The organism is Methylobacterium sp. Leaf465, assembly GCF_001424705.1.
Lineage (GTDB): Bacteria > Pseudomonadota > Alphaproteobacteria > Rhizobiales > Beijerinckiaceae > Methylobacterium.
The window spans coordinates 488,478-513,452 of record NZ_LMRA01000023.1; the positions used below are offsets into that span (position 1 = coordinate 488,478).

Consider the following 24,975-nt stretch of genomic DNA (forward strand, 5'->3'; position numbering starts at 1 on the left):
GAGCCGGGCGCCCTCCTGTAACGGCGGGTTCCGGGCGGCCGGGCCGCGCAGACCGATCGACGGCCGTGACAGGGCCCGGCCCTGGGGGCAACAGCCGATCGTCCCGACCCTGCGAGGAGCGACTTGCGACCCCGTGTTGGACCTCTGGAGGTCCGCTTCTCGGAAGCTTGCCGGACGACGCTCTACGGCCGGATCGGTTGGGTTGGTGCCGGATTGCCGACAGACCGAAACGTCGTGACGTCGGACGTTCGCTGGAGCAGGGGCCGGCAGCGGATCTGTCGTATGCCCGAACGAACGATCCCAGCATTGCCGAAGCCGTCGAGCTACTTGGCGAGGCTATCCCGAACGTTGCATGAAGAAGGTCACCGCCTCGTTGAGTGCTTCGGGCAGGACGGTCATGTGAGTTCGGCCAGGGATAAGGCTGAAGGTGCTTGTCACGCCCGAGATCCGGCTCAACCGCTCCGTCATCGCACGGGTCAGTTCCACGGTGCGGGTCGATGCGAGGCGGGCGCGCCGCGCCTCATGGTCCGGGGCGACCCGTTGGAACGGGGCGAGGGCTTCCTCGTAGGCACCGGCCAGGAGAAGCACGCGCGCGCCGTTTGGAGAGGCCTTCTCCAACTCCGCGATGCTTTCGAGCACCACGGCGTCTTCCCAGTAGATGGACGGGCTGGCGGCGATCCAGTGCGAGAAGGCCGTGGGCGCCCGAGCGAGGGCGTGGAGGACGAACAGTCCCCCGAACGAGTGTCCGAACACCGCTTGCCGCGAAGGATCGACCCTGCAGCGTCGTGCGATCGCAGGCCGGAGATCGTCCAAGACGAAGCGCAGGAACGCGTCGGCGCCGCCCGTCCGGATCGGAGGACCGCCGAGCCGGGCCGGTGGGTAGGACCGTCCGGGCGGTGGCGTGTAGTCCCAGGACCGACGCGGGCCATCGTAAGGATCGTCCCCGGGATAGCCGATGCCGACGACGACGAAGCGCGTGGCGATACCCGTGGCGTCGGGGTAGGGCGCCTGTACGCGTTCGATATCGATCGCCGTGGCCGTCACCGCGTTGCCGTCCAGCAGGTACAGCACGGGCCAGCCGTCCGCAGGCACCTCGCCGGGCGGAACGTAGAGCGTGATCCGCCACGGCACCTGCTGGCCGTTGCCGTCCAGATCGAAGGCGACTGCGCCAGTGAGCCGGGCCGGCTCGTCGGCAGTCGCACGGGCCAAGCTCGGCTTCAGCAGTAGCCAGGCGGCGGCGGGAAGAGCCGCCAGGCGGCGCCGCGAGGGAAGTGCCTTCATCGGTCTCGGCTCGCGGGGGTCTCAACGGATGCGGAGAGGGGCGCTCCGGTGTCAGCTCTGCCGTCTACCATCGGTAGATCAGGCTGCCGATGACGGTCGCCGGCGCGCCGCGGTAGCAGAAGCCCGCCTGACAGGTGAAGTAGTCGCGGTCGAAGACGTTGTTGGCGTTGATCTGGGCGCGAAAGCCTTTGTACGCCGGATCGATGGCCGCAAAGTCGTAGGCCACCAGCGCATCGAACAGCGTGACGGTCGGGTTGCGGACGGTGTTCTCGTCGTTGGCGAAGCTGTTGGCGTTGAAGCGGATGCCGCCACCGAGCGTCAGTCCGCGCAGGGCCGAACTCGACGGGAACAGGTAGCTCAGGAAGCCGGTGAACGTGTCCCCGGGAATGCCCGAGAGGGCGTTGCCGTCCAGGGATTGGCCCGCGAAAGAGGTCTGGCTGAGATAGCGCAGATTGAGGTGGGTGTAGGCGAGGGTGAGGTTGGTGCCCGGCGCGAAGTTGGCGATGGCCTCCATCTCGAAGCCGCGGGACTCGACGGCGCCGGTGGCCACCTGGAAGGCGACGTTGTTCGGATCCGTGCGCAGGACGCTGCTCTGGACGATATCGAAGCCGGCGAACCCTGCCTGGATGTTCGTGCCGGGGATCAGGTATTTGACGCCGGCCTCGATCTGGTCCCCCGTCGCCGGTCTGAAGGCGCGTCCGGCGGCATCGACGCCCGGCTGCGGCGCGAAGGTGGTGGCGTAGCTGGCATAGGGGACCAGCCCGGGGGCCAGCAGATAGTTGAGACCGACGCGGCCCGTGAAGGCCTGGTCGTTCTGCTGGGTCGCGGCAGCGGGGGCCGCGGTCGTGGTCTGGGACACCCAGTCGTAGCGCCCGGTCAGGGTCAGCACGAAGCGGTCGAACTTGGCCTGCTCCTGCAGGTACAGCCCGACCTGATCCTGGCTCTGCGCGGTGCGCGGGCCCAGCAGCGGCGCGAGGATTGGCTGCAGGCCGTAATTGCGCGTGACCAGGTTGAGATCGGGGGCCGCACCGAAACCGAAGCGATAGTTGAAGTCGGAATGCGCGTAGTCGAGCCCCGCCACCAGCGTATGCGCGACCGGCCCCGTGGTGACATGGGCCTCGATCTGGTTGTCGAGCGTGATCTGGCTCAGGAACTGGCGCGAATATCCTGTCGATCGGCTGGCGCTCAGGCCGTCGGGGCTGAGCGCGGCGATCGACGCGTAGCGATAGTCGTTGCTGATGTCGTAGAAACGGAAGTTCTGCCGGAAGACCAGATCCCCATCGAAGCGGTGCTCGAACGCGTAGCCGACGCGCCCCTGCTGCTGCCTGAAGTCGTTGAAGGCCGGGTCGCCTGAGTAGATCCGGGTCGGGCGCAGGTTCTGGTTGAAGAACGTCGTGCTGCCCGGAAGCTTGGTCTCCTGATACTCGCTCAGGAACGTGAAGGTGGTGTCGGCGGATGGCTTCCACGTGAAGGACGGCGCGATGTAGCTCCGGTCGTCCGAGCCCCCGGGGATGAAGGTGTCCGACTGCCGCTTGATGCCGGTGACGCGGTACGCGAGGGTGCCGCCCGTGCCCTCCACCGGGCCGCCGATGTCGAAATTGCCCTGGTAGCGGTCGAAGTTGCCGACCTGTAGCTGCACCTCGCCGAAGGGCACGAAGACCGGGCGTTTCGTGGTGACGTCGAGAATGCCGCCGGGCGAGCCGAGCCCGTAGAGACCGGAAGCCGGCCCTCGCAGGATCGTAGCCGCCTCGATGCCGTAGGGTTCGATGCGCGGTACCGTCAGGCCCGATGCGACCTGGCGCAGGCCATCCCGGAAGATGCCGTCATAGGTCAGGCTGAAGCCGCGCACGAAGAACGAATCGAAGCGCGGATCGAAGCCGAAGACGTTCGAGGACACGCCGGCCACGTAGCCGATGGCCTCGTTGAGCGTCTGGACGTTGCGGTCGTTGAGCGCCTCACGGGTGAGCACCGTGACCGACTGTGGGGTCTCAAGCAGCGGTGTGTTGGTCTTTGTCGCCGTGGGGCTGATCCGAGCGGTGTAGCCGGTGATTCCGGAAGGGCCTCCGCCGCCGCCGCTGGTCGCTGCCGTGCCGCCATCCCCACCACTGAGATTGGCCCCACTACCAATCCGGGGTCCCGGTGCGACGCCTTCGACGGAGAGCTGGTCGAGCTGCACGCTCGTTTGCTGTGCGGCCACGGGCCAGGAGAGAGCTGTTGTGGCGAGAAGTAAAGCAAGGGAGGGGGCGCGATGGGGCATATGGCACGCTGATAAGCGCCTTAAGCGGCGCAGTATCGTACTCATTGCCAGATACGATCTGCATGGCAAGTTGGAAACGTGATATTTATCACACAATTAGAGCACTTCAAATCTGAAGTTGTTCCAATCTGTAACCCTATAGCGTTGGATAATGAGATTTTACATCGGTCTATCATCGCTTTCCTTCATGGCCGATTCCATCAGCCTTAAGCCACTGGCTTGATCGAAGGAAATGACTGATTGCGGCGATGAAGTCGGGTCGATCACTGAACGCCCGCTCAGGGCTGGAGGGTCTCGTATTGAAGCGACTCCTCATTGACCCGATCAAATCGCTGACGAGTGGCCGCCTTCGAGATGCCGCAATACCGGTCGTTCTGCCTGACGGGGGTCGGTTTTTGCCCTTCCGCTCGACCACCGGATCGAGTGGATCGCGAATATTTCACTTCGTAAGCTCCTCGAATGCGAAGGTCCGATGAAGCCAGGCAGAGAAGCTCCGCAGCGCTGCTTCTCGGCTGCGTCAGTGCACTGGTCATGCTCATCATCGTGGGCCGCATCGTCTGGGCCGTCGCGACCGTACCAACGACCGCAGACGCCTTCCGGCTGTCACATCAGGCGATCCGAGACAAAGCTCTTTCGGAGACGATCGCGGCACGCCCTGACGCTTGTACGATCAAGGGCGCACCCGGTTTTGGTTGGTCCGTGGAATGTCGCGACATCGAACGCACCTCGGGTTCCGAATGCCGCTCCGTTTGGTGGAATATCGACCCATGGGGAGTCCCATCCAACGGGAGCGGAGGCCGCTTGGACTCCCTTCACGACAGATGCCGGAAGGACTTCTGAGGGACGAGCGCCGTCGGCCCGCCGACGACCGAGCTGGGTCATCGCGAGATCGTCCGCTCCAGGGCAAAAGGCCAAGCTCCGCTTCTCACTCTCAGCGGCCCTTCACACAGACGAGCGGACCGAGTTTCAGCCCGAGGACGGAGAGTTCATGCGATGCGCAGACAGATCGATCGTTTCCTGCTTCCGCTGCTTCTCTGCATCCCTTCGACGGCCTTCGCCGGCGATGCGGTCAGCCTGACGGTCGCATCGACATCGGTGCGGGCAAATGGTCAGGGTCCGAACCAACCCGACATCGTGGTCCGCTTCGATGATGGCGGTGCGGCGGCGTTCGCGACATTCACGGCCGCGCCTGTCGGCTGTCGCCTGACAGTCCGGCTCGACGGCCTCCCTGTCTCGCAATCGGGGCGCCTCCTCACGCCCATGACGGGAGGGCTCGCGGTCCTCGTTCCCCACCATCCGGATCAGGCGGTCGAGGTCGCCCGAGAGATCGCATCGCGTTCCGAGAGCCTCACCGCCGCCTGCGCGTAGGCGACCGTTTCGCCGGAGCGGGAAGGGCCGTGGAGTTGCCGACCGCTTCGGGGAAGCGCGTGACGCAGGTCCATCGAGGACGAGTTGGCAGACGCGACGCCGCCTCCTGTCCAGGAAAGGGCGATCGCAAGGGCCGATGCTCGAACCGAAAGTCGGAGTCCGGAACCCCCTCATCCCCGGGCCGCGCAGCGGAGCCCGGGACCCGGGCACGCCGAGCGTGCCGGACCTGACACGGTCGGCGGCCTCGGACGGCGCGCCTCTCCTTCGGGGCGGGCTCGACTGCGGCGCCCCCGGATCGACGGGCACGGGTGCCACCGCCCGACGGCGAGGGGGCCTGCGCGGAGCCCGTCCGGCGTGCGCCTGCGGTCACCCTCCCCGTGGGAGGAGGGCCCCCGGAAGCCCCGCTCAGACCGGGCGGTTGGCGGTCCCGCCGAGGTGGAACACCCGGTGTGGCACCAGTTCGCCGCGCTCGACGTCGCCCACCGCCACGAGGATGCCGCCGCAGGTGGCGAAGGCCTTGCCCTCCACCGGGGCGTCGCGCCCGCGCAGGATCACCGGCTGGCCGCGCATCAGGCGCAGGGCCATGTCCCGCGACACCGGCACCGAGGGCACCGCGTCGAGGGCGGTCTCGACGGCGTGGAGATGCCCGGTATTGCCGTCCGGCCCGGCTTCCTCGAGGGCGGCGACCTGGCAGGAATCCGCCTCGGTGAAGGGGCCGACGCGGGTGCGGCGCAGGGCCGAGACGTGGCCATAGCAGCCCAGCAGGCGGCCGAGGTCGCGGGCGATGGCCCGGACATAGGTGCCCTTGCCGCAGGCGGCCTCGATCACCGTGCGCTCGGGGCTGTGCTCAACCACCGCGAGATGGTCGATCTGCACCGGGCGGGCCACCAGCACGACCTCCTCGCCGTCGCGGGCGAGGTCGTAGGCGCGCTCCCCGGCGATCTTGATGGCCGAGTAGCGCGGCGGCACCTGCTCGATGGCGCCGATGAAGGTCGGCAGCGCCGCTTCCACGGCCTCGCGGGTCGGACGCGCCTCGCTGGTGGCCACCGGCCGGCCCTCGGCGTCGTCGGTGTCGGTCTCGATGCCCCAGGTCACGGTGAAGACGTAGGCCTTGCGCCCGTCCATCACGAACGGGACCGTCTTGGTCGCCTCGCCGAGCGCGATCGGCAGGATGCCGGAGGCCAGGGGGTCGAGGGTGCCGGCATGGCCCGCCTTCTTGGCGTTGAAGGCGCGCTTCACCACCGCGACCGCATGGGTCGAGGTCATGCCCACCCCCTTGTCGAGGATCACCCAGCCGTTGACGTCGCGGCGCTTCGGCCGGTCGGGGCGCGGCGCGCCCCGCGGCGGACGCCGGCCCTCGGCGGCCACGGGCCGGTCCGCCGGGTTCGGCGGCGCTGAGCCCTCGGTGCGCTCGACGGTCGGTTCGTTGATCATGGGGGTCCTCGGTCAATGCTCACAGGGGGCGGGCGGCACGTTCTGCGCCGTCATCCGTCCCGGTCGGGGTTCGCTGTTCGGTGTCCCCGCCGCCTCGGGCCGGAGACGGGGGACCGCTCAAGGCCGGTGCGCGTCAGGCGGCGTCGGGGTCCGAGGCGCCGTCGTCCTTCTCCGGGGCCGGCGATTCGAGGTCACGGCGCACCTTATCAGTCCGCAGCAGGGCGTCGATCCGGTCGGCCTCGTCGAAGGTCTCGTCGCGTAGGAAGCGCAGGTCGGGCGCGTATTTCAGGTTCACCCGGCGGGCGACCTCCTGGCGCAGCGCCTTCTTGTTGCGCGCCAGCGCCGCCAGGACCGGGGCCTCGTCCAGGCCGCCGAGCGGCATGATGTAGGCCGTGGCGAGCTTCAGGTCCGGCGACATCCGCACCTCCGGCACCGTGATGACGTGGGCGCTCAGCACCGGGTCCTGGATGTCCCCGCGCTGGAGAACCTCGGCGATGGCGTGGCGGATCAGCTCGGCGACGCGCTGCTGGCGCTGCGAGGGTCCGGTGGGGGTCTGCTTCTGGGCCATGTCGGATTCTGATCGTCTTGTCGTCGAAACGGTTCGACACCGGCGCGCCGGGAGCCGCGGACGATGCGTCGCTGAAACGGAACATCGAGGTGCCGCCGCACGGAAACGCCGAGCCGGCTGAAACGAAGCGGACGTCGAAGGCGACCCTCTTAGCGCAGATCGGCGTCCGGGATATAGGCCCGTCGCGCCAGTTTCCGCGTCGTCATTCCGAGAAGACGGCCGGCACCGGCTCCGAAACGCGCAACGGGGCCGCGACCTCGTCGCGACCCCGCCGGTATTCCGAAGCGAATCCGCCGCTCAGAGCGTGCGACGGATCTCCTCGACCCGGTAGCACTCGATGGTGTCGCCGGCCCGCATGTCCTGGAAGTTCTCAAAGGACATGCCGCATTCGTAGCCGGCGGTCACTTCCTTCGCATCGTCCTTCAGGCGCTTTAGCTGGGCGAGCTTGCCCTCGTGGATGACCACGCTGTCGCGAATTAGGCGGACATGGGCACCGCGCTGCACCACACCGTCGGTGATGCGGCAGCCGGCGATCTTGCCGACCTTCGACACGTCGAAGATCTGCAGGATCTGGGCCTCGCCCAGACGCTCCTCGCGAAGCGTCGGCGGCAGCATGCCCGACAGGGTCGCTTTGATGTCATCCACGAGGTCGTAGATGATGTTGTAGTAGCGGATCTCGACGCCCTTGTTCTCGGCCGACTCGCGCGCTTCCTTGTGGGCCCGCACGTTGAAGCCGATGACGACGGCCTTCGAAGCCTCCGCCAGGGTGATGTCCGACTCGGTGATGCCGCCGACGCCCGCCAGCAGAATCCGCGCCGACACCTCGTCGTTGCCGAGCTTCTCCAACGCGCCGTTGATGGCCTCGACCGAGCCCTGCACGTCGCCCTTGACGACCAGCGCCAGTTCCTTGCGGCCGGCGCCTTCCTTCAGGTCGCGCATCATGTCGACCAGCGAGCGGTTCGCGCCACCGGTACGGGCGGCCAGGCGCTCGCGCTTCTGGCGGGCCCGGTATTCGGTGACCTCACGGGCGCGGGCCTCGTTCGGCACGACCACGACGCGGTCGCCCGCATCCGGGGTGCCGTTGAAGCCGAGCACCTCCACCGGGACCGAAGGACCGGCGTAGGGGACGTTCTCGCCCTTGTCGTCGATGAGGGCGCGCACACGGCCCCATTCGGCGCCGGCCACGACGATGTCGCCGGTGAACAGGGTGCCGCGCTGGACCAAGACGGTCGCCACCGGGCCGCGACCGCGATCGAGCTTGGCCTCGATGACCGTACCCTCGCCGTCGCGCGTCTCGTTGGCGCGCAGGTTCATGATCTCGGCCTGGAGCTGCAGGCCCTCGAGAAGCTCCGGCAGACCGTCGCCCGTCTTGGCCGACACCTCGAACTCGAGGGTTTCGCCACCCATCGATTCGACCTGGATGTCGTGCTGCAGCAGCTCGGTTCGCACCCGCTGCGGATTCGCCTCGGGCTTGTCGATCTTGTTGATCGCCACGATCAAGGGAACGCCGGCGGCCTTGGCGTGGGAGATCGCCTCCACCGTCTGCGGCATGACACCGTCATCTGCCGCCACCACGAGCACGACGATGTCCGTCACCTTGGCACCGCGGGCGCGCATGGAGGTGAAGGCCGCGTGGCCGGGGGTGTCGATGAAGGTGACCATGTCGCCGCTCGGGGACGCGACCTGGTAGGCACCGATATGCTGCGTGATGCCGCCGGCCTCACCGGAGACAACGGTGGTCTTGCGGATCGCGTCGAGCAGCGAGGTCTTGCCGTGGTCGACGTGGCCCATGATGGTAACCACCGGGGGACGCGGATCGAGATCCTCCTCCAGCTCCGGCTCGTCGCTGAACAGGCCTTCCTCCACGTCCGACTCCGCAACGCGGCGAACGGTGTGGCCAAGTTCCTCGGCGATGAGCTGCGCCGAATCCGAGTCGATCACGTCGGTGATCTTATGGATTTCGCCTTGCTTCATGAGCAGACGGATTACGTCCACCGCCCGCTCCGACATGCGGTTGGCGAGCTCCTGGATCGTGATCGTCTCCGGGATCGTCACCTCGCGGGAAAGCTTCTCCTTCTGCTCCACCTGCCGGTTGCCGCTCATGCGCTGCTGGCGGCGGCGGAACGAGGCTACGGAGCGCGTGCGCTCGTCCTCACCCGACGTGGCGGTGGCGATCGTGAGACGGCCGCGGTTGCGATCGCCGCCCGGCTGCTTCGGCGTCTTGGGCGGCGTGATGATCTTGAGCGGCATGCCGGGGCGGCGGATCACGCGCTTCTGCTCGCTCTCCTCCTCGGCAGCCTGCGGGCGGCCAGCCGTACGGGCCGGCGTGGCTCCACCGGCCGGACGGGCGGCCGTGGCCGCGGTCGGAGCGGTGGGCTCGGGCTCCGGCGCCGGAGCCGGGCGGGCCATGAAATTCAGGTCGCGCGGCTTGCGCACGTCGGCTGTGATGGTCTTGCGCGGCTCGGCCGTGGCAGGACGCGCCGTCAGCGGCGGGCGGGCAGCCGGACGGGCCGGCGCTGTCGGAGCCGCAGGCCGGGCGGGAGCGGCAGCCTGAGCGGGACGCTCCGCCGCAGGGGCAGCCGGGGCCGGAGGCGCCGAGCGCACGATGGTCGGGGCCGCCGGCATCGGGGCGGTCTTCGACACGGTCGGGGCGGCAGCTGGTTCGGCATCGGCCTTCGCAGCGTCTTGAGCCGCAATTGCAGCGGCGCGTTCTGCCTCCTCGGCGGCGCGGCGATCCTCTTCCTCCTTGCGGCGGCGGGCCTCCTCCTCGCGCTTCTTCGCCTCGGCGGCCTCCCGCTCGCGCTGTTCGGCAGCGATGCGCTCGCGCTCAGCCGCGGCTTCTGCCTCGGCACGCCTCTGCGCCTCGGCTTCGCGGCGCTTGGCGTCGGCGAGGGCAGCCGCACGGGCGTTGCTCTCCTGCTCGCTGAGAGTGCGAAGCACCACGCCATTTGCGGACCGCTGGGCCTGACGCGGTGCGGCGGGCGGCGGAGGCGGCGCCACCCGCGTCGCAGGGGCGACGGGCGTCGTCTCACGCGCGGGGGCGGCCGGCGCGGCACCGATGACACGGCGCTTCACCGTCTCGACCACGACCTGCTTGGAGCGGCCATGGGAGAAGCTCTGACGCACCGTTCCCTGCTCGATCGGACGCTTCAAGGACAGCGGCTTCGAAGGGGGTCTCGCCTGCGTCTTGTCGCCCGGATTGTTCGTATCGCTCATTCAGTCCAAACCCTGAGGGTTTCCATCGTCCCGTGAACCGGCAAACTGCTGTGCGCCGGGTAGATCCATCGCTTCAATCGTCGTGCAGATCGGAAACGGCCTGCCCAATACGGGCGGAGCCGGCCTCCTCGGCCGTCGTCGCCAAACCTTCGAAGGTGCGGAGCCGACGCCAACGCGCAAGGCAGCCGGAAGCTCCGACTCCTGCGACGAGAGCCGCATGTATCACATGATCCCGACCCAAGGCCATGTCCAATTCTTCGTTGGACAGGTCATCGATGACGGGAATGCACGATATGGCACTGCCATGCCGCCGGTGCAATGCCGCGACGATCTTCCGCCGTCCGTCGGCGCTACCGTCGGAGGCTTGAATCACCGCCGCCACACCGGCCTTGTCGCCGATGGCCGACTCGACCTTGGCGAAGCCCGCGACCACGCAGCCGGCCTTGTTGGCCAGGGACAACGATTGACGCAGGTCGGCGCGCAGACCCTCGGCGATGCGGTCGGCGAGGTCGGATGCCATGGCATCCTTGCTTTTGAAGGCGCGTTGAAAGGCGCGCCGCTTCACCGCTTCGTTGACCGCCGCGCGGGTGGGGGTAAGCCAGGCACCGCGGCCGGGTAGGCGAGCCCGCAGATCCGGCACGACGGCGCCGTCGGGCCCGAGCACGAAACGGAACAAGCCGGACGGCGCCTGCGTCACCCGCGTGACGAGGCATGTGCGCAGAGCATTGGCACGACCCCGCCCCAGACCCGGATCGAGCAGCGTGCTCGGATCCGGCTCGACGGCATCGTCGGTCACATCTGCGGTTTCGCCCGTCATGTGGCGTGGGATTCTTTCGTCAACTGGAAAACATCCCCGCGATCCGTGGCCGCGGGGAGCCATGATTCGCCTTCTCAGACGGAGACGGGCTCCTCATCGGTGGACTCGCTCGCCTCAGGCTCGGCCGGCGCCTCGATCCAGCCGGCATGGACGCGCGCCGCCATGACCATGGCCTCCGCTTCCGCCCGCGAAATCTCGAATCCCTCGAGGTAGCCCGTGTGCCGCTTGGCCTCGGGGCCGCGCCCTTCGGTGTAACCCACGAGATCATCGGTGGCGCAACCGGCGAGGTCCTCGATCGTCTTCACGTCGTTCTCGCCCAACGCCACCAGCATGGGCGTGGTGATGCCGTCGATCTCGCGCAGCTCGTCCTGCACGCCGAGTTCCTGACGTTTGGCATCGAACTCCGATTCGACGCGGGCGAGGTGATCCTGGGCGCGTGCCTGGATCTCGGTTCCGCTCTCCTCGTCGAGGCCCTGGATGTTGGCGAGCTCGCCCGGCTCGACGTAGGCGATCTCCTCGACGTTGCGGAAGCCCTCCGCCGCCAGGAGCTGGCCCACGGTCTCGTCGACGTCGAGGGCTTCCATGAAGATCGCGGTACGCTCGGCGAACTCCTTCTGACGACGCTCCGACTCCTCAGCCTCGGTCAGGATGTCGATGTCCCAGCCCGTGAGCTGCGAGGCGAGGCGCACGTTCTGGCCGCGGCGGCCGATGGCCAGGGAGAGCTGGTCGTCGGGCACTACCACCTCGATGCGGTCGGCCTCCTCGTCCAGCACCACCTTCACGACTTCCGCCGGCTGCAGCGCATTGACGATGAAGGTCGCCTGGTCCTCCGACCATGGGATGATGTCGATCTTTTCACCCTGGAGTTCGCCGACCACCGCTTGGACGCGGGAGCCGCGCATGCCGACGCAGGCGCCGACAGGGTCGATCGAGCCGTCCCGCGAGATCACGGCGATCTTCGCGCGCGAGCCGGGATCGCGGGCTACGGCCTTCACCTCGACGATGCCATCGTAGATTTCCGGCACTTCCTGGCCGAAGAGCTTCGCCATGAACTGCGGGTGCGAGCGCGAGAGGAAGATCTGCGGTCCGCGCACCTCGCGGCGCACGTCGAACAGGTAGGAGCGGATGCGGTCGCCCGGACGGAAGGTCTCGCGCGGGATCATCTCGTCGCGGCGGACAATCCCCTCGCCGCGGCCCAGGTCGACGATGACATTGCCGTACTCGACGCGCTTCACGAGGCCGTTCACGACCTCGCCGATGCGGTCCTTATACTCGTCGAACTGCCGGTCGCGCTCGGCGTCGCGTACCTTCTGCACGATGACCTGCTTGGCCGACTGGGCGGCGACGCGGCCGAAATCGAAGGGCGGCAGGGTGTCGGAGATGACGTCGCCCACGAGGGCGCCGGGGTTGTAGCGGCGGGCCTGCTCCAGGGTGACCTCCCGGGCGTCGTTCTCGACCTGGTCGACCACCACGAGGTGGCGCGACAGGCGCAGCGCGCCCGTCTTCGGGTCGATCTCGGCATGCACGTCGGTCTCGGCGCCGTAGCGGGAGCGTGCGGCCTTGGCGATGGCTTCCTCCATCGCGTCGATCACGATGGACCGGTCGATCACCTTCTCACGGGCGACCGCTTCGGCGATCTGCAGGAGTTCGAGCCTGTTGGCGCTGACGACGGCCATCGGTTTTCGTCCTTCTCTTCGTCGTGTTCTGTCGCGATCCCCCCGCCGCTCGGCGGGGCAGGGATCCGGGCGTGTTAGTGGAGCTTGCCGTCTTCCTTCACCCGCACCGCCTTGGTGCGGACGGGCTTCGCCTTGTTCCGGGCCTTGATGGCGAGACTCTCCTCGGTCTCGACCTTCACGGGCTTGGGCCGTTGCGAGGCCTTCGGTTTCAGGGGACGGGAAATCTTCTTCTTCAGCGGGGCAGGGGCAGGGGTCGGTTCGGCTTCGATCTCCGCCTCGTCCCCCTCCGCGTCGTCCATCTCGTCGTCGAGGGCGGGTGGACCGCCGCGGCGCAGGGATTCGCGTACCAGCTCGTCGGTGAGCACGAGGTAGGCGTCGCCGAGGTCGCGCAGCGGCAGGTCGATCCGGCTCGGCAGGCCCTCCTTCACGTCGGGCAGGTCGATCGGTACCGTGAGCCCGTCCGCATTCGGGGCGCCGATGATGCCGCGGAAGCGCTTGCGGCCGTCCATCGGCACGGCGAGCTCGATCTTGGCCTCGTAGCCGGCCCAGCGCGCAAAATCGACGGCCCGCACCAGCGGCCGGTCGATGCCCGGCGAGGAGATCTCGAGGTAGTAGGGCTTGCCGATCGGGTCATCGAGATCGAGCAGTGGCGAGATGGCCCGGCTCACCGCCTCGCAATCATCCACCGTCATGGTGCCGTCCGGCCGCTCGGCCATGATCTGCACCGTGCAGCCGTTGGCGCTCGTCACCTTCACCCGGACGACGCGATAGCCCAGGCCCTGAATCGAGCCCTCGATGACCTGCACCACCCGCGCGGCCACGCCGGTCTCGGTGATGAGGCGCTTTTCGTTGAGATCGCTGTTGAGCGGGTCGCTGTTGAGGTTGTCCGCCATGCTGCGCTTGAAGTCCGGCCTTGTCCGAGGCGATCCGGCGCGAGAGTCATTGCGGCAATAAAAAAGAGCGGACCCGGTGGGGCCCACTCCCGAACCGCAGTCTCACAACTGCAACCAGAACTGATAGCAACAGAGTAGGCGCGTTCGCTCCCATTTTCAAGCGGTTTCCGCCCTGCGTCGAACCCGGACCCTGGGCCGGCCTGGGCGAAAACCACCGCCTACGTAGCTGCCTTGATGCCCCATGATCCGCGCGGCAGTTCCACAACGCGCCAGGTAGAAATCAGAAAAAATTTGAAGACCAGTCTTGGGCCGCTCGGCGATCCCGCTCGCGCCCCACCCCGAACGGATGGGACTGCAACGACCCCGGCGTCGTGCTGGGCACGCGGATGGTACCCTGTTGCCGATCGGAACCATGCAGCCCGGCCCTTCGGACTCGCAGTGCGTACCGCGAACGGAGTCCACGGTGTCGGGATCGCGCGCCGCCGGCGCAGACCTCTCAATCCCCATGGTGCTGGGCCGCGCCGGTGGATGTTGCGATCCGAGGCTTTGCCGTCGCGTACGACTGTCCGGCGCAACAGCGAGCCCGGAAGACCTCCCGCGTTGCGTCGGGCCCAAGAAAAACGCCGCCCCGCAGGGCGGGACGGCGTCGATGATCGCTGTCGGTCGTCTGGGTCCCGAGGTCCGGACCCAAATCGAACCTCAGGCCGCCTGGGCCCGCTTCAGGAGCTTGCGGTTCACCAGCATCTCGGCGATCTGCACGGTGTTCAGGGCCGCGCCCTTGCGCAGGTTGTCGGCGACGCACCAGAACGAGAGGCCGTTCTCCACCGTAGCGTCCTCGCGGATGCGGGAGACGTAGGTGGCGTCCTCGCCGGCGGCCTCGTGCGGGGTCATGTAGCCGCCGGGCTCGCGCTTATCGACGACCATGAGGCCAGGGGCCGAGCGCAGGATCGCGGTGGCCTGCTCGGCCGAGATCGGGCGCTCGAACTCGACGTTCACGGCTTCCGCGTGGCCGATGAACACCGGCACGCGCACGGCGGTGGCCGTGAGCTTGATCTTGGGATCGAGCATCTTCTTGGTCTCGGCGACCATCTTCCACTCTTCCTTCGTGTACCCGTCCTCCATGAACACATCGATGTGCGGGATGACGTTGAAGGCGATGCGCTTGGGGAACTTCTCGGCCTTGATCTCGCCGGCGGTGAAGACCGAGCGGGTCTGCTGGAAGAGCTCGTCCATGGCGTCCTTGCCGGCGCCGGAGACCGACTGGTAGGTCGCCACCACCACGCGCTTAATCGTGGCCGCGTCATGGAGGGGCTTCAGCGCGACCACGAGCTGCGCCGTGGAGCAGTTCGGATTGGCGATGATGTTGAGCTTGGAGAAGCCGTGGATAGCGTCCGGGTTCACTTCCGGAACGATCAGCGGCACGTCCTGATGGTAGCGAAACGCCGACGAGTTATCGATCACGACGCAGCCGGACTGACCGATGCGGGGCGACCACTCCTTCGAGGTCTCGCCGCCCGCGGACATCAGGCAGATGTCGGTATCGGAGAAATCGTAGGAATCGAGGGCCTTCACCTTCAGGATCTTGTCGCCGAAGGACACGTCCTGGCCGGCCGAGCGGCGCGAGGCAATCGCCACCACCTCGTCCGCCGGAAAGGCGCGCTCGGACAGGATGTCCAGCATCTCGCGGCCCACATTGCCCGTGGCACCCACGACGGCGACCTTGTAACCCATGCTCTTCACTCCGCTCTGCACGGGCGCCGAGGGCCCGTGCGGCGCCCGCCGGTCTGGCGAAGCGCATCGTCCGGTACCGGCGCCGTTCTCAAGCCTCCCTGCCGTGCGCCGAGCCGCCCGCGGCGGCCGGCGGCCCGCCGGCCGCGAAGGTGCGCGGCCCGATCCCGGTCCGCGCCGTCTGGCGCCCGCCGCATCGCAGCATGAGTCGCCAAGGGCGGGAGCAAGACGCCTCGCTCCCGCCTCTGTCAAGGGTTGGACGCTCCGATCACGCCACCAGGGCGGCCGGGGCAGCCTCGAGGGCGTCCCGCGCCTCCGCCAGGATGGCGTAGGAGGTTCGTCGCGCACCCTGGTCGTGGATCGCCGCCGCCACCATGATCTCGTCGGCGCCCGTCTCCCGGATCAGCTCGGCGAGCCCCGCCCGCACGGTCTGGGGCGAGCCGACCAGGCTGCGGGCCAGCATGCGCGAGGCCTGTGCCTTCTCGTGCGGGGCCCAATAGGTCTCGATATCGTCGATCGGCGGTCGCAGCAGGCCGCGCGTGCCGCGCACGAGGTTGGTGAACTGCTGCTGGGCCGAGGTGAAGAGCCGGCGCGCCGCGGCGTCGGTCTCGGCCGCCACCACGTTGATGCCGACCATCGCGTGCGGGCGGCTGAGCTGCGCTGACGGTTTGAAACGCTCGCGATAGAGGGCGAGGGCCGGCAAGAGCTGCTCGGGCGCGAAATGCGAGGCGAAGGCGTAGGGAAGTCCCAGCATCGCGGCGAGCTGCGCGCCGTAGGTGCTCGAGCCAAGGATCCAAAGGGGCACCTTCAGCCCCGTCCCCGGAACTGCCTGGACCGTCTGTCCGGGCTGCGGGTCGTCGAAGAGGGCCTGCAGTTCCACCACGTCCTGCGGAAAGGTGTCGGCGGCATCTGGGGAGCGCCGCAACGCGCGCGTGGTGCGCGGATCGGTGCCGGGCGCGCGCCCGAGGCCGAGATCGATCCGGCCGGGGAACAGGGTCTCCAGGGTACCGAATTGCTCGGCGATGACCAGGGGGGCGTGGTTCGGCAGCATGATGCCGCCCGCGCCGACGCGGATCGTCCGTGTGCCAGCCGCGACGTGCCCGATCACGACAGCCGTCGCCGCACTGGCGACGCCGATCATGTTGTGGTGCTCGGCGAGCCAAAAGCGACGATAGCCGTGCTCTTCCGCGTGGCGGGCGAGATCCACGCTGTTTCGCAGGGCATCGGCAGGCGTCGCGCCCTCGGGCACGAAGGCGAGGTCGAGGACGGAAAGGGGGATCATGAAGTCCTTCTGTGTGTCGCGCGGTGGGCCCCGTACCGAGAGATCGCGATGGGCAGGGCCCGCTGCAAGCACGGGCCGGCATGTGTCGCCCGCATGGGTCGATACCAACGATTCACCCTGTCGTCGGAAAGGCGGAGGCCGCACCCGATCCGGAAACCCCGGTTTGCCGGAGTGGGGAGCAGGATGGGCTCGGGCGGCGCGCGGCCGCCGAAGAACCCCGGAACGCGATGCGAACGGTTTTCGAGCGAGACGGATTGGGAACGGACGCGACGGCTACGGAGCGGATGCGGCTTCCTTGTCCGTCGGTCCGCCACCTCATGCAGGTCTTGGCAGCGGGGGCCGTGGTCGCGGTCTTGAGTCTGGCGGCACGGGGAGGAGGGCCCGACCCTGCCGCTCCGGCCATGGAGGCGCCGCCCGGGCCCGGCTTCGTGCCGGTCTCGGCTCAGGCCGTGCGCCCCGCGATGCCCCTCGCCCTGTCGGCGCCCCGCTTCCGCCTGAACGACCCCGAGGCGATCGAGGCGCCGCGCGCGGAGGCGGCCCGGCTCAATCCGTCGAGCGGCCGTCGGGAGGACCTTTTGGTCCAGGGCGGCTTCGATACGATCGAGGCACCATACCTGCGCCTGACCCTGACCGAAGCATCCGAGACCGAGCCGGGCCCTAGCCTGTTCATCACCCTGGCCCGACGGGCCGCGGATGGTCAGGCCCTGGCCGTGATCCGCACCGGTGAGCGCGGTGCCATCGAGACCAAGTTCGGCCCCATGGAGACCCTCCAGTTCACTCTCGGTGGCGAGGGCAAGCGCGCCTGCACGGGCTTTGCCAGCCTGAACCCCGACGCGCTCCGCTTGGACGGCTGGCTCTGCGCGCCCCTCGGACAGGCGCCGGAGCCGCGGGCCATCACCTGTCTTCTCGACAAGGTCGTGCTGAACGGTCAAGCTTCTCCGGAGCGAGAGGCCGCCTTCGCGAGCTTCGAAGCCCGGCGCGATCCCGGATGTGGGCCGCCTGCCCTCGTCGCGACGGTTTCGCCGCGGGATTTCGGAAGCGAGACCGGATCGATCCCAAGCCGGGCCACACGAAAGTCGGGCCACACGAAAAAATGAGGCCAAACTGCGGCGATCACGCGAAGCGCGGCCATAATCCGGGAACCTCGGCCGGGCTGGCACGTCTTCCCTCCATGCGAAGGCCTCAGTTTCTTAAGGAAGCCCGGCCTAGAGTCCTACAGCTTCAACGAAGGTGCGTCATGCGCTCTGTCTCGATTGCCCTGATGGGTGCCCTCACGCTCGCAGCCGTCGGCGCGAACACCGCTGCCGAGGCCCAGGGGCGTTATGCGCCGGCCGGCTACCGCGTCAGCCAGCCCCTGCCGATTCGCATCCGTCCGCGGAGCTGGCTCGATGCCGGCAACGTGGTCGAGGCGAACAACGGCTCGGTCAGCAACCCGGCAACCAACCCGCAGTTCATCACTGCGAGCTACCTGAACTCGCCCCCCTATGGCCGCAACGATCGCTTCGGCGGTGGCATTCTGTCGGATCCGATCACCAACGGCCCGTTCGTCGGCGCTCGTTCGAGCGCGATCCGCAACGTCGACCTGTCGGCCATCGACGCGATCGACCCGACCTCCTATGTCTCGCGCTTCGGCAACCCTTATTAATTCCAGCCTCGAAGGCCGGACATGCGACGGGCCCCTCACGGGGCCCGTTTTCGTTTGGACGTCGCTCGCTGCGACATCCGCACCTGAATCAGGCGGCGGCGTGCCTCAATTCGCGGATGATCGCGTCGCCCATCTCGGCGGTGCTGATCGGAGCCGTTCCCTCGGCGGCGATGTCCCGTGTGCGGGCGCCGGACGCGAGGGTGCGGGTGACGGCCGAGTCCAGAAGGTCGGCGGCTTCACCCAGGCCGAAGGAGTAGCGCAGGCACATGGCCAGCGAGCCGATCATGGCGATGGGGTTCGCGTAACCCTTGCCGGCGATGTCGGGTGCCGAGCCGTGGACCGGCTCGTAGAGGGCCTTGCGGCTGCCCTTGGCATCGACGGCGCCCAGGGAGGCGGAGGGCAGCATGCCGAGCGAGCCGGTGAGCATCGCCGCCACGTCCGAGAGCACGTCGCCGAACAGGTTGTCGGTGACGAGGACGTCGTACTGCTTCGGGCGGCGGACCAGCTGCATGGCGCAGTTGTCGGCGAGCACGTGCTCCAGGCTGACGTCGCTGTACTCGGCATGGACCCGGGTCACGACCTCCTTCCAGAGGACGCCCGACTTCATCACGTTGTGCTTCTCGGCTGAGGCGACCCGGCCCGAGCGCTTGCGTGCGAGGTCGAAGGCCACGTGGGCGATCCGCTCGATCTCGGCCGTGGTGTAGACCTGGGTGTCGACGGCGCGCTTCGAGCCGTCCGGCAGGGTGGTGATCTCCTTCGGCTCGCCGAAATAGACGCCACCCGTGAGCTCGCGCACGATCATGATGTCGAGGCCCTCGACCAACTCGCGCTTCAAGGCCGAGGCCTCGGCGAGGGCCGGGTAGCAGATCGCCGGACGCAGGTTGGCGAAGAGGCCTAGATCCTTGCGCAGGCGCAGGAGCCCTGCCTCAGGCCGGATCTCGTAAGCGACATCCGCCCATTTCGGGCCGCCCACCGCGCCGAGCAGGATGGCATCGGCGGCATCGGCCCGGGCCAGGGCCTCGTCCGTCAGCGGCTTGCCGTGGGCGTCGATGGCGCTGCCGCCGACGAGGTCGCGCTCGATCTCGAAGTGGGCGAGACCCAGCGCATCCAGAACGCCGATCACCTTCTCGACCTCTGCCATCACCTCGGGGCCGATGCCGTCGCCGGGGAGGAGGAGGAGCTTGTAGGGGGTCATGGGATCAACTCGCGATGGATGTTCGAAGGACGGGGGGCAGGCGGTCCGCCGTCGGATCAGGCGTCAGACCTTGCGCGCCACCGTGAACCGCGCCGCCTGGCGCAGGGTCTCGGCCTTGTCGCCCCAGGATGCCACGGCCTCCTCGCACACGCCGACGAGGCGGTCGCACTCGGCACGGGCGCCGTCGAGGCCGAGGCGGTCGACCAGGGTCGCCTTGCCGGCATCCTTGTCCTTACCGGTGGCCTTGCCCATGGCTTCGGCCGAAGCCTCGCGGTCGAGGATGTCGTCGGCGATCTGGAAAGCCTGGCCCAGGGCGTGGCCGTAGCGCAGCAACGCCTTGCGCTGGTCCGGGGTCGCGCCGCCGACGATCGCACCGGCTTCCACCGAGAAGGCCAGGATCGCGCCGGTCTTCATGGCCTGAAGCTGCAGCGTATCGTCGACATCGAGGGAGACGGGACCGAAGCGACCCTCGGCGCCGAGGTCGAGGAGCTGGCCGCCGACCATGCCGCCAAGGCCCGAGGCCTTGGCGAGACCGAGCACGAGGTCCGCACGCACGGCAGGATCGGGTTGCCATGCGGCGTCGGCCAAGATCTCGAAGGCCAGGGTCTGGAGGGCGTCGCCCACGAGGATCGCGGTCGCCTCGTCATAGGCCTTGTGCACGGTGGGCTTGCCGCGGCGCAGGTCGTCGTCGTCCATGGCGGGCATGTCGTCGTGGACGAGGGAGTAGCAGTGCACCAGCTCGATGGCCGAGCCGGCTGCGAGGGCGCCGGTCTCTGTCCCGCCGAGCATCCGGGCGGTCTCGATGGCCAGGAACGGGCGCAGGCGCTTGCCGCCGCCGAGCACGGCGTGGCGCATCGCGTCCATCAGGCGCACCGGACGGGTGATCTCGCCGGCCTGCGTCTCCGGGGTCAGGCGCTCGGCGAGGTAGGCCTCCACCGTGTCCGCAACCGTGGCAAGCCTGTGGGAAAACGCGTCGACCGGGGCATCCGCCTTGACCGAAGCGTGGGATCCTTGCGTTGAGGTCATGTTCGGTCGGGCCTTCGGTCAGACGGTGTCGTGTCGTGGGCGGGGGAGGTTCGAATTCAGGATCGGGAGGAGAGCGCGGAGCAGCCGTTGCGGCAGGTTTCGGCGCGCCCGCTGCCGATGCGCGAGGCATCCGGCAGGACACGGGCGAGAGGCTTGCGACGGATCGTCAACCTCATCCTGCTCCTCCCCGTCATCGGCCTCGTCCTCTTATTGTCGCTCGCGCTCGTCTATAGTGCGCTGACCCCGCCCTCAACCCTGATGCTGGGGCGATGGTTGACGCTGCAGTCCGTCGACCGGCAGGCGGTGGGGCTCGAGGCCATCTCACCCTACCTCGTCCAGGCCGTCATCGCGTCGGAGGACCAGCGCTACTGCCTGCACAACGGCGTGGATTGGAGCGCCCTGCGGGACGTGGTCGACGACGAGGAGGGCCCGAGCCGCGGCGCCTCGACGATCCCGATGCAGACGGTGAAGAACGTCTTCCTGTGGCCGGGTCGATCGGTGATCCGGAAGGCGCTCGAGATCCCCCTGGCCCTCGTGGCCGATACCCTGTGGGGCAAGCCGCGCACCATGGAGATCTACCTCAACATCGCCGAGTGGGGGGAGGGGGTGTTCGGGGCCGAAGCCGCCGCCCGGCGCTGGTTCGGCAAGCCGGCCCGCGCCCTCACCCGCGGGGAGGCGGCGCTGCTGGCCGCCGTGCTGCCCAACCCGATCCTGCGCAATCCAGCTCTGCCCTCGCGTGGCGTCCGGGCCCAGGCCGCTCGGATCCAAGCGCGGATGAACGGCGTCTCGGGGCTGATGGGCTGCCTGAAGCGGTAGCCCGAGGCCACGGGATCGGCTACCTGCCGCCCATCCTCATCGCGGTGCTGAGCCCCCGCGACCACGATCTGCCCCCGCGCGACCCCATGGGCGAAAGACCGACGATGACCCAGCCGACCTTCGAACTCACCCTCGAGCGCATCGCGCTGATTCGCCGGATGGTGGTGGCCTGGAACCCTGAGGGCGTCGGTGCGCCCATCGTCCACCCCGACGCGCCCTACGGCAGCACCGACCGCGACGGCGATATCTTCAACGTCACCGGCGACGACGACGGGGCCGACGAGGAGCACCGGGCCCTGGGCGATGCCCTCGCGGTGTTCACCGCCAATGCCGTCCTCAAGCCGGGGCGCTACGCCTATCACAACACCCTGGCGAAGCTTGCCTCCGACGATGTCGGCGACGTCTTTCGCGATGAGGCCACCGGTGAGACGCCCGAGCACGTCACCTTCGACGTCGCGGCCGAGCAGGTCGCCCGCGTCAAAGCCCTGGCGATCCGCTGGGACGCCGCCCGCGACGTGCCGGCCGTGGACACGGACGCGCCCTACGGCCCGGGGGTCGGCCTGCCAACCGGGCACCGCGAGATGCAGCCGGTGCTCCAGATCTTCCTGCGCTACGCCGATCTCGGCCCGGGCGACTTCTCCCGCGGCACCTCGGGCTGGCAGCCGGTTTGAGGGGTGCGAACGACGCAGCAAGCGAACGGATCGGCCTGCAGGAACGTTGGCGGTGGAGAACATGCCGAGGAACGTGACGAATGCTGCAACGCTGGCCGAGCCGGATCTGGGTCGTCCGACACGGCGAGAGCGCGGGCAACGTCGCGCGCGATGCCGCCCATGACGCTGGGCTGGAACGCATCGACATCCCGGAGCGCGACGTCGACGTTCCCCTGAGCGATCGCGGCCGTCGGCAGTCCGAGGCGCTGGGGCGCTGGTTTTCCGAGATGCCGGACGCCGAGCGTCCGAACGTGGTGCTGAGCTCGCCCTACCTCCGGGCACAGCAGACCGTCGCGGGCATTCGCCGGGCCGGCGGCCTCGCATCGGACGCGGCCGACGACACCGTCGACGAGCGACTGCGCGAGAAGGAACTCGGTCTGCTCGACCGGCTCACGCGCACGGGCGTCGAGGCGCTTCATCCGGAACAGGCCGAATTGCGGGCCCGCCTCGGAAAATTCTACTATCGCCCTACCTGCGGCGAGAGCTGGTGCGACGTCATCCTGCGCCTGCGCGGCGCCATGGACACGATTTCCCTGCACCACGGCGAGAAGCGCGTCCTGATCGTCGCCCACCAGGTGGTGGTGCTCTGTCTGCGCTACCTCATCGAGAACCTCAGCGAGGCCGAGATCCTCGGCATCGATGCCGAGGGAGACGTCCTGAACTGCTCCGTCACGGAATATGCCTTCCGGGCGCAAACGGGTTCCACCGGCCGCCTCCATCTCGCGCGCTACAACTTCGTCGCCCCGGTCCAGCGGGCAGGCGCTCCCGTCACCGCCGAACCCTCGCTGACGGAAGACGTGCGATGACCGGGAGCGAACTCGACGCCGCGTGCCTGCGGGCGCGTCCGCTTCCGACCCCGGAGGCCGGCAGCAAGGACGACCGCGGCAGCGTTCTCGTCCTCGGCGGCTGCGCCGAGGTGCCGGGCGCCGTTTTCCTCGCCGGCGTTGCGGCCCTGCGGGCCGGGGCGGGCAAGCTGAAGATCGCCTCCGTGCGGAGCGTCGCCGTGACGATGGCCCTGGCCGTGCCCGAGGCCATGGTGATCGGTCTCCCGGAGACCGACGCGGGCGAGATCGAGGCGGAGGCCGCGGCCCCTCGCATCGCCGAGGCGGCCCGGCGCTGCGACGCGGTGCTGCTCGGACCCGGCATGAACACCTGCGCGATCACCACAACGCTGGTCCGCACGCTGCTCGCGGACCAGGACGAGATCGCCTACGTCCTCGATGCCGGCGCCATCTGCGGCCTTGCTGCTCATGCCGAGACGGTGCGCGCCCTTCGCGCTCCGCCGGTGCTGACACCGCATGCGGGGGAGATGGCGCAGCTCCTGGACTGGGACCGCGGGGCCGTAGAGGCCGAACCCCTGAAGGCGGCCCGGCGCGCTGCCGAAATGCTGCGGGCCGTGGTCATCATGAAGGGCGCCGAGAGCTGGATCGTCGCCCCCGACGGCGCGCACTGGCACTACGATGGCGGCGGCGTCGGCCTCGCCACCTCCGGCTCGGGCGACGTCCTCGCGGGCGTCATCACCGGCATCCTCGCCCGGGGCGTCGATCCGCTGACCGCCGCTCTGTGGGGCGTCTACCTCCACGGTGACGCCGGCGCCCGGCTCGCGAAATCGGTCGGGCCCGTGGGATTCCTCGCCCGGCAGATTTCCGGCGAGGTGCCCCAGATCCTCCAGGGCTTCTCCGCAAGTCCGTCCGTCTAGCCGGGTCCCCGTGGGGAGGGGACCCGGCGGGTTTCGCCTCAGGCGCCGAGCTTCTTCCTGCGCTGGGCGAGGGTGCGCAGGCGCAGGGCGTTGAGCTTGATGAAGCCGGCCGCGTCGCGGTGGTCGTAGGCGACGGCGCCCTCCTCGAAGGTGACGAGGTCCTGGTCATAAAGGGAGTTCGGGCTGGTGCGGCCGATGACGTGGACGCCGCCCTTGTAGAGCTTCAGCCGGACCTCGCCGGTGACCATCTCCTGGCTCTTGTCGATCAAGGCCTGTAGCATCTCGCGCTCGGGCGAGAACCAGAAGCCGTTGTAGATCAGCTCCGCGTATTGCGGCATCAGCTGGTCCTTGAGGTGTGCGGCACCCCGGTCCAGCGTGATCGACTCGATGGCCCGATGGGCGGGAAGCAGGATGGTGCCGCCCGGCGTCTCGTACATGCCGCGGCTCTTCATGCCGACGAAGCGGTTCTCAACGAGGTCCAAGCGACCGATACCGTTGTCGTGGCCGAGTTGGTTGAGCTTGGCGAGCAGGCTGGCGGGCGACAGCCGCTCGCCATCGATGGAGACCGCGTCTCCCGTCTCAAAGCCGATGGTGATCACGGTCGGCGTATCCGGCGCCTCCTCGGGCGAGCGGGTGCGCGAGTAGACGTAATCCGGCACCTCGTCGGCGGGGTCCTCCAGCACCTTGCCCTCCGAGGAGGCGTGCAGGAGGTTGGCGTCCACGGAGAACGGGCTCTCGCCGCGCTTATCCTTGGAGATCGGGATCTGGTGCTGCTCGGCGAAGGCGATCAGCTGCTCCCGGCTCTTCAGGTCCCACTCGCGCCAGGGGGCGATGACCGTGACGTCGGGCTTCAGGGCATAGTAGCCGAGCTCGAACCGGACCTGGTCGTTGCCCTTGCCGGTGGCGCCGTGGCAGACGGCGTCCGCCCCGAGCTTCTCGGCGATCTCGATCTGCTTCTTGGCGATCAGCGGCCGGGCGATGGAGGTGCCCAGGAGATAGACGCCCTCGTACTGGGCGTTGGCCCGGAACATCGGAAACACGTAGTCCCGCACGAATTCCTCGCGCAGATCCTCGATGAAGATGTTCTCGGGCTTGATGCCGAGCAGTTCCGCCTTCTTGCGGGCCGGCTCGAGCTCCTCGCCCTGGCCGAGATCGGCCGTGAAGGTGATGACCTCGCAGCCATAGGTCGTCTGCAGCCACTTCAGGATGATCGACGTGTCGAGTCCGCCGGAATAGGCGAGCACGACCTTGTTGACGGGCTTCGGGTTCGCGTCGGTCATGAGCTCGCTTCCGGTTCGGGCGTCGTGTGCGTCGGCGTCGCGCGCCTCCGCGTCGTGATTGCCGCGGCTTATCAGCGGAGCGCG

General features: G+C 68.5%; 20 protein-coding genes. 7 read left to right on the plus strand and 13 right to left on the minus strand.

The annotated features are described in order from the left end of the window. Positions 1-336 precede the first annotated feature (336 nt). The gene (locus tag ASG51_RS14525) at positions 337-1,281 is read right to left on the minus strand and encodes an alpha/beta hydrolase-fold protein (protein WP_082514012.1); all 945 of its coding nucleotides are present in this window, start codon (positions 1,279-1,281) and stop codon (positions 337-339) included. Between the two features lie 64 nt (positions 1,282-1,345). Continuing rightward, positions 1,346-3,538 carry a TonB-dependent siderophore receptor gene (locus ASG51_RS14530; protein ID WP_056381505.1) on the minus strand — a complete coding sequence of 731 codons (2,193 nt, stop codon included), beginning with the start codon at positions 3,536-3,538 and terminating at the stop codon, positions 1,346-1,348. 993 nt (positions 3,539-4,531) lie between these two features. Between ASG51_RS14530 and ASG51_RS14535 the strand changes: the two genes are divergently transcribed. Continuing rightward, complete coding sequence (locus ASG51_RS14535) at positions 4,532-4,906, plus strand: hypothetical protein (RefSeq protein ID WP_056381507.1); 375 nt, start codon at positions 4,532-4,534, stop codon at positions 4,904-4,906. Positions 4,907-5,311: 405 nt separating this feature from the next. Here ASG51_RS14535 and truB read toward each other — a convergent pair whose 3' ends face one another. From truB to ASG51_RS14575, 8 genes are all read right to left on the minus strand, one after another. Further along, entirely contained in the window at positions 5,312-6,340 is a 1,029-nt protein-coding gene (truB, locus tag ASG51_RS14540; RefSeq protein ID WP_056381508.1) for a tRNA pseudouridine(55) synthase TruB, read from the minus strand. Between the two features lie 133 nt (positions 6,341-6,473). Then, positions 6,474-6,908 carry a 30S ribosome-binding factor RbfA gene (rbfA, locus tag ASG51_RS14545; RefSeq protein ID WP_056352948.1) on the minus strand — a complete coding sequence of 145 codons (435 nt, stop codon included), beginning with the start codon at positions 6,906-6,908 and terminating at the stop codon, positions 6,474-6,476. 297 nt (positions 6,909-7,205) lie between these two features. Further along, entirely contained in the window at positions 7,206-10,124 is a 2,919-nt protein-coding gene (gene infB, locus ASG51_RS14550; RefSeq protein ID WP_056381510.1) for a translation initiation factor IF-2, read from the minus strand. Between the two features lie 73 nt (positions 10,125-10,197). Beyond that, entirely contained in the window at positions 10,198-10,941 is a 744-nt protein-coding gene (locus ASG51_RS14555) for an RNA-binding protein (protein ID WP_056381512.1), read from the minus strand. A 74-nt stretch (positions 10,942-11,015) separates the two neighbouring features. Beyond that, a complete protein-coding gene (nusA, locus tag ASG51_RS14560; protein WP_056270923.1) occupies positions 11,016-12,617 on the minus strand; it encodes a transcription termination factor NusA in 1,602 nt (533 codons plus the stop codon). 74 nt (positions 12,618-12,691) lie between these two features. Further along, a complete protein-coding gene (gene rimP, locus ASG51_RS14565; RefSeq protein WP_056381514.1) occupies positions 12,692-13,510 on the minus strand; it encodes a ribosome maturation factor RimP in 819 nt (272 codons plus the stop codon). 699 nt (positions 13,511-14,209) lie between these two features. Then, positions 14,210-15,241 carry an aspartate-semialdehyde dehydrogenase gene (locus ASG51_RS14570; RefSeq protein ID WP_056212594.1) on the minus strand — a complete coding sequence of 344 codons (1,032 nt, stop codon included), beginning with the start codon at positions 15,239-15,241 and terminating at the stop codon, positions 14,210-14,212. Between the two features lie 265 nt (positions 15,242-15,506). Next, the gene (locus ASG51_RS14575; protein WP_056270918.1) at positions 15,507-16,520 is read right to left on the minus strand and encodes an LLM class flavin-dependent oxidoreductase; all 1,014 of its coding nucleotides are present in this window, start codon (positions 16,518-16,520) and stop codon (positions 15,507-15,509) included. A 317-nt stretch (positions 16,521-16,837) separates the two neighbouring features. Here ASG51_RS14575 and ASG51_RS14580 point away from each other — a divergent pair, with 317 nt between their 5' ends. Then, positions 16,838-17,617 (plus strand): hypothetical protein, encoded by a 780-nt coding sequence (locus ASG51_RS14580; RefSeq protein ID WP_156389715.1) that lies wholly within the window; start codon positions 16,838-16,840, stop codon positions 17,615-17,617. A gap of 140 nt (positions 17,618-17,757) precedes the next feature. Beyond that, a complete protein-coding gene (locus ASG51_RS14585; protein WP_056212588.1) occupies positions 17,758-18,165 on the plus strand; it encodes a hypothetical protein in 408 nt (135 codons plus the stop codon). A gap of 88 nt (positions 18,166-18,253) precedes the next feature. Here ASG51_RS14585 and leuB read toward each other — a convergent pair whose 3' ends face one another. Both leuB and ASG51_RS14595 read right to left on the minus strand, forming a co-directional pair. Beyond that, the gene (leuB, locus tag ASG51_RS14590) at positions 18,254-19,360 is read right to left on the minus strand and encodes a 3-isopropylmalate dehydrogenase (RefSeq protein WP_056381517.1); all 1,107 of its coding nucleotides are present in this window, start codon (positions 19,358-19,360) and stop codon (positions 18,254-18,256) included. Between the two features lie 63 nt (positions 19,361-19,423). Then, on the minus strand, positions 19,424-20,386 hold the full coding sequence (locus tag ASG51_RS14595; protein ID WP_056381519.1) for a polyprenyl synthetase family protein: 963 nt from the start codon (positions 20,384-20,386) through the stop codon (positions 19,424-19,426). Between the two features lie 117 nt (positions 20,387-20,503). On the opposite strand from ASG51_RS14595, the gene mtgA reads away from it, so the two are divergent. From mtgA to ASG51_RS14615, 4 genes are all read left to right on the plus strand, one after another. Continuing rightward, positions 20,504-21,202 (plus strand): monofunctional biosynthetic peptidoglycan transglycosylase, encoded by a 699-nt coding sequence (gene mtgA / locus ASG51_RS14600; RefSeq protein ID WP_082514021.1) that lies wholly within the window; start codon positions 20,504-20,506, stop codon positions 21,200-21,202. Between the two features lie 104 nt (positions 21,203-21,306). Continuing rightward, positions 21,307-21,873, plus strand: a complete 567-nt coding sequence (locus tag ASG51_RS14605; RefSeq protein WP_056381616.1) for a hypothetical protein — start codon at positions 21,307-21,309, stop codon at positions 21,871-21,873. Between the two features lie 80 nt (positions 21,874-21,953). Further along, positions 21,954-22,718 (plus strand): histidine phosphatase family protein, encoded by a 765-nt coding sequence (locus ASG51_RS14610; RefSeq protein ID WP_056381521.1) that lies wholly within the window; start codon positions 21,954-21,956, stop codon positions 22,716-22,718. After that, positions 22,715-23,611 (plus strand): NAD(P)H-hydrate dehydratase, encoded by an 897-nt coding sequence (locus ASG51_RS14615; protein WP_056381522.1) that lies wholly within the window; start codon positions 22,715-22,717, stop codon positions 23,609-23,611. The genes ASG51_RS14610 and ASG51_RS14615 overlap by 4 nt, the downstream gene beginning before the upstream one ends. Positions 23,612-23,649: 38 nt before the next feature. Here the strand turns inward: ASG51_RS14615 and ASG51_RS14620 are convergent, their stop codons facing one another. Continuing rightward, positions 23,650-24,891 (minus strand): argininosuccinate synthase, encoded by a 1,242-nt coding sequence (locus ASG51_RS14620; RefSeq protein WP_056212576.1) that lies wholly within the window; start codon positions 24,889-24,891, stop codon positions 23,650-23,652. Positions 24,892-24,975 lie beyond the last annotated feature (84 nt).

Excerpts from the sequence above, each read along its gene's own strand:
- ASG51_RS14525 (WP_082514012.1), bottom strand. The coding sequence starts at position 1,281 with ATGAAGGCACTTCCCTCGCGGCGCCGCCTGGCGGCTCTTCCCGCCGCC.
- ASG51_RS14530 (WP_056381505.1), bottom strand. The coding sequence starts at position 3,538 with ATGCCCCATCGCGCCCCCTCCCTTGCTTTACTTCTCGCCACAACAGCT.
- ASG51_RS14535 (WP_056381507.1), top strand. The coding sequence starts at position 4,532 with ATGCGCAGACAGATCGATCGTTTCCTGCTTCCGCTGCTTCTCTGCATC.
- truB (WP_056381508.1), bottom strand. The coding sequence starts at position 6,340 with ATGATCAACGAACCGACCGTCGAGCGCACCGAGGGCTCAGCGCCGCCG.
- rbfA (WP_056352948.1), bottom strand. The coding sequence starts at position 6,908 with ATGGCCCAGAAGCAGACCCCCACCGGACCCTCGCAGCGCCAGCAGCGC.
- infB (WP_056381510.1), bottom strand. The coding sequence starts at position 10,124 with ATGAGCGATACGAACAATCCGGGCGACAAGACGCAGGCGAGACCCCCT.
- ASG51_RS14555 (WP_056381512.1), bottom strand. The coding sequence starts at position 10,941 with ATGACGGGCGAAACCGCAGATGTGACCGACGATGCCGTCGAGCCGGAT.
- nusA (WP_056270923.1), bottom strand. The coding sequence starts at position 12,617 with ATGGCCGTCGTCAGCGCCAACAGGCTCGAACTCCTGCAGATCGCCGAA.
- rimP (WP_056381514.1), bottom strand. The coding sequence starts at position 13,510 with ATGGCGGACAACCTCAACAGCGACCCGCTCAACAGCGATCTCAACGAA.
- ASG51_RS14570 (WP_056212594.1), bottom strand. The coding sequence starts at position 15,241 with ATGGGTTACAAGGTCGCCGTCGTGGGTGCCACGGGCAATGTGGGCCGC.
- ASG51_RS14575 (WP_056270918.1), bottom strand. The coding sequence starts at position 16,520 with ATGATCCCCCTTTCCGTCCTCGACCTCGCCTTCGTGCCCGAGGGCGCG.
- ASG51_RS14580 (WP_156389715.1), top strand. The coding sequence starts at position 16,838 with ATGCAGGTCTTGGCAGCGGGGGCCGTGGTCGCGGTCTTGAGTCTGGCG.
- ASG51_RS14585 (WP_056212588.1), top strand. The coding sequence starts at position 17,758 with ATGCGCTCTGTCTCGATTGCCCTGATGGGTGCCCTCACGCTCGCAGCC.
- leuB (WP_056381517.1), bottom strand. The coding sequence starts at position 19,360 with ATGACCCCCTACAAGCTCCTCCTCCTCCCCGGCGACGGCATCGGCCCC.
- ASG51_RS14595 (WP_056381519.1), bottom strand. The coding sequence starts at position 20,386 with ATGACCTCAACGCAAGGATCCCACGCTTCGGTCAAGGCGGATGCCCCG.
- mtgA (WP_082514021.1), top strand. The coding sequence starts at position 20,504 with ATGCGCGAGGCATCCGGCAGGACACGGGCGAGAGGCTTGCGACGGATC.
- ASG51_RS14605 (WP_056381616.1), top strand. The coding sequence starts at position 21,307 with ATGACCCAGCCGACCTTCGAACTCACCCTCGAGCGCATCGCGCTGATT.
- ASG51_RS14610 (WP_056381521.1), top strand. The coding sequence starts at position 21,954 with ATGCTGCAACGCTGGCCGAGCCGGATCTGGGTCGTCCGACACGGCGAG.
- ASG51_RS14615 (WP_056381522.1), top strand. The coding sequence starts at position 22,715 with ATGACCGGGAGCGAACTCGACGCCGCGTGCCTGCGGGCGCGTCCGCTT.
- ASG51_RS14620 (WP_056212576.1), bottom strand. The coding sequence starts at position 24,891 with ATGACCGACGCGAACCCGAAGCCCGTCAACAAGGTCGTGCTCGCCTAT.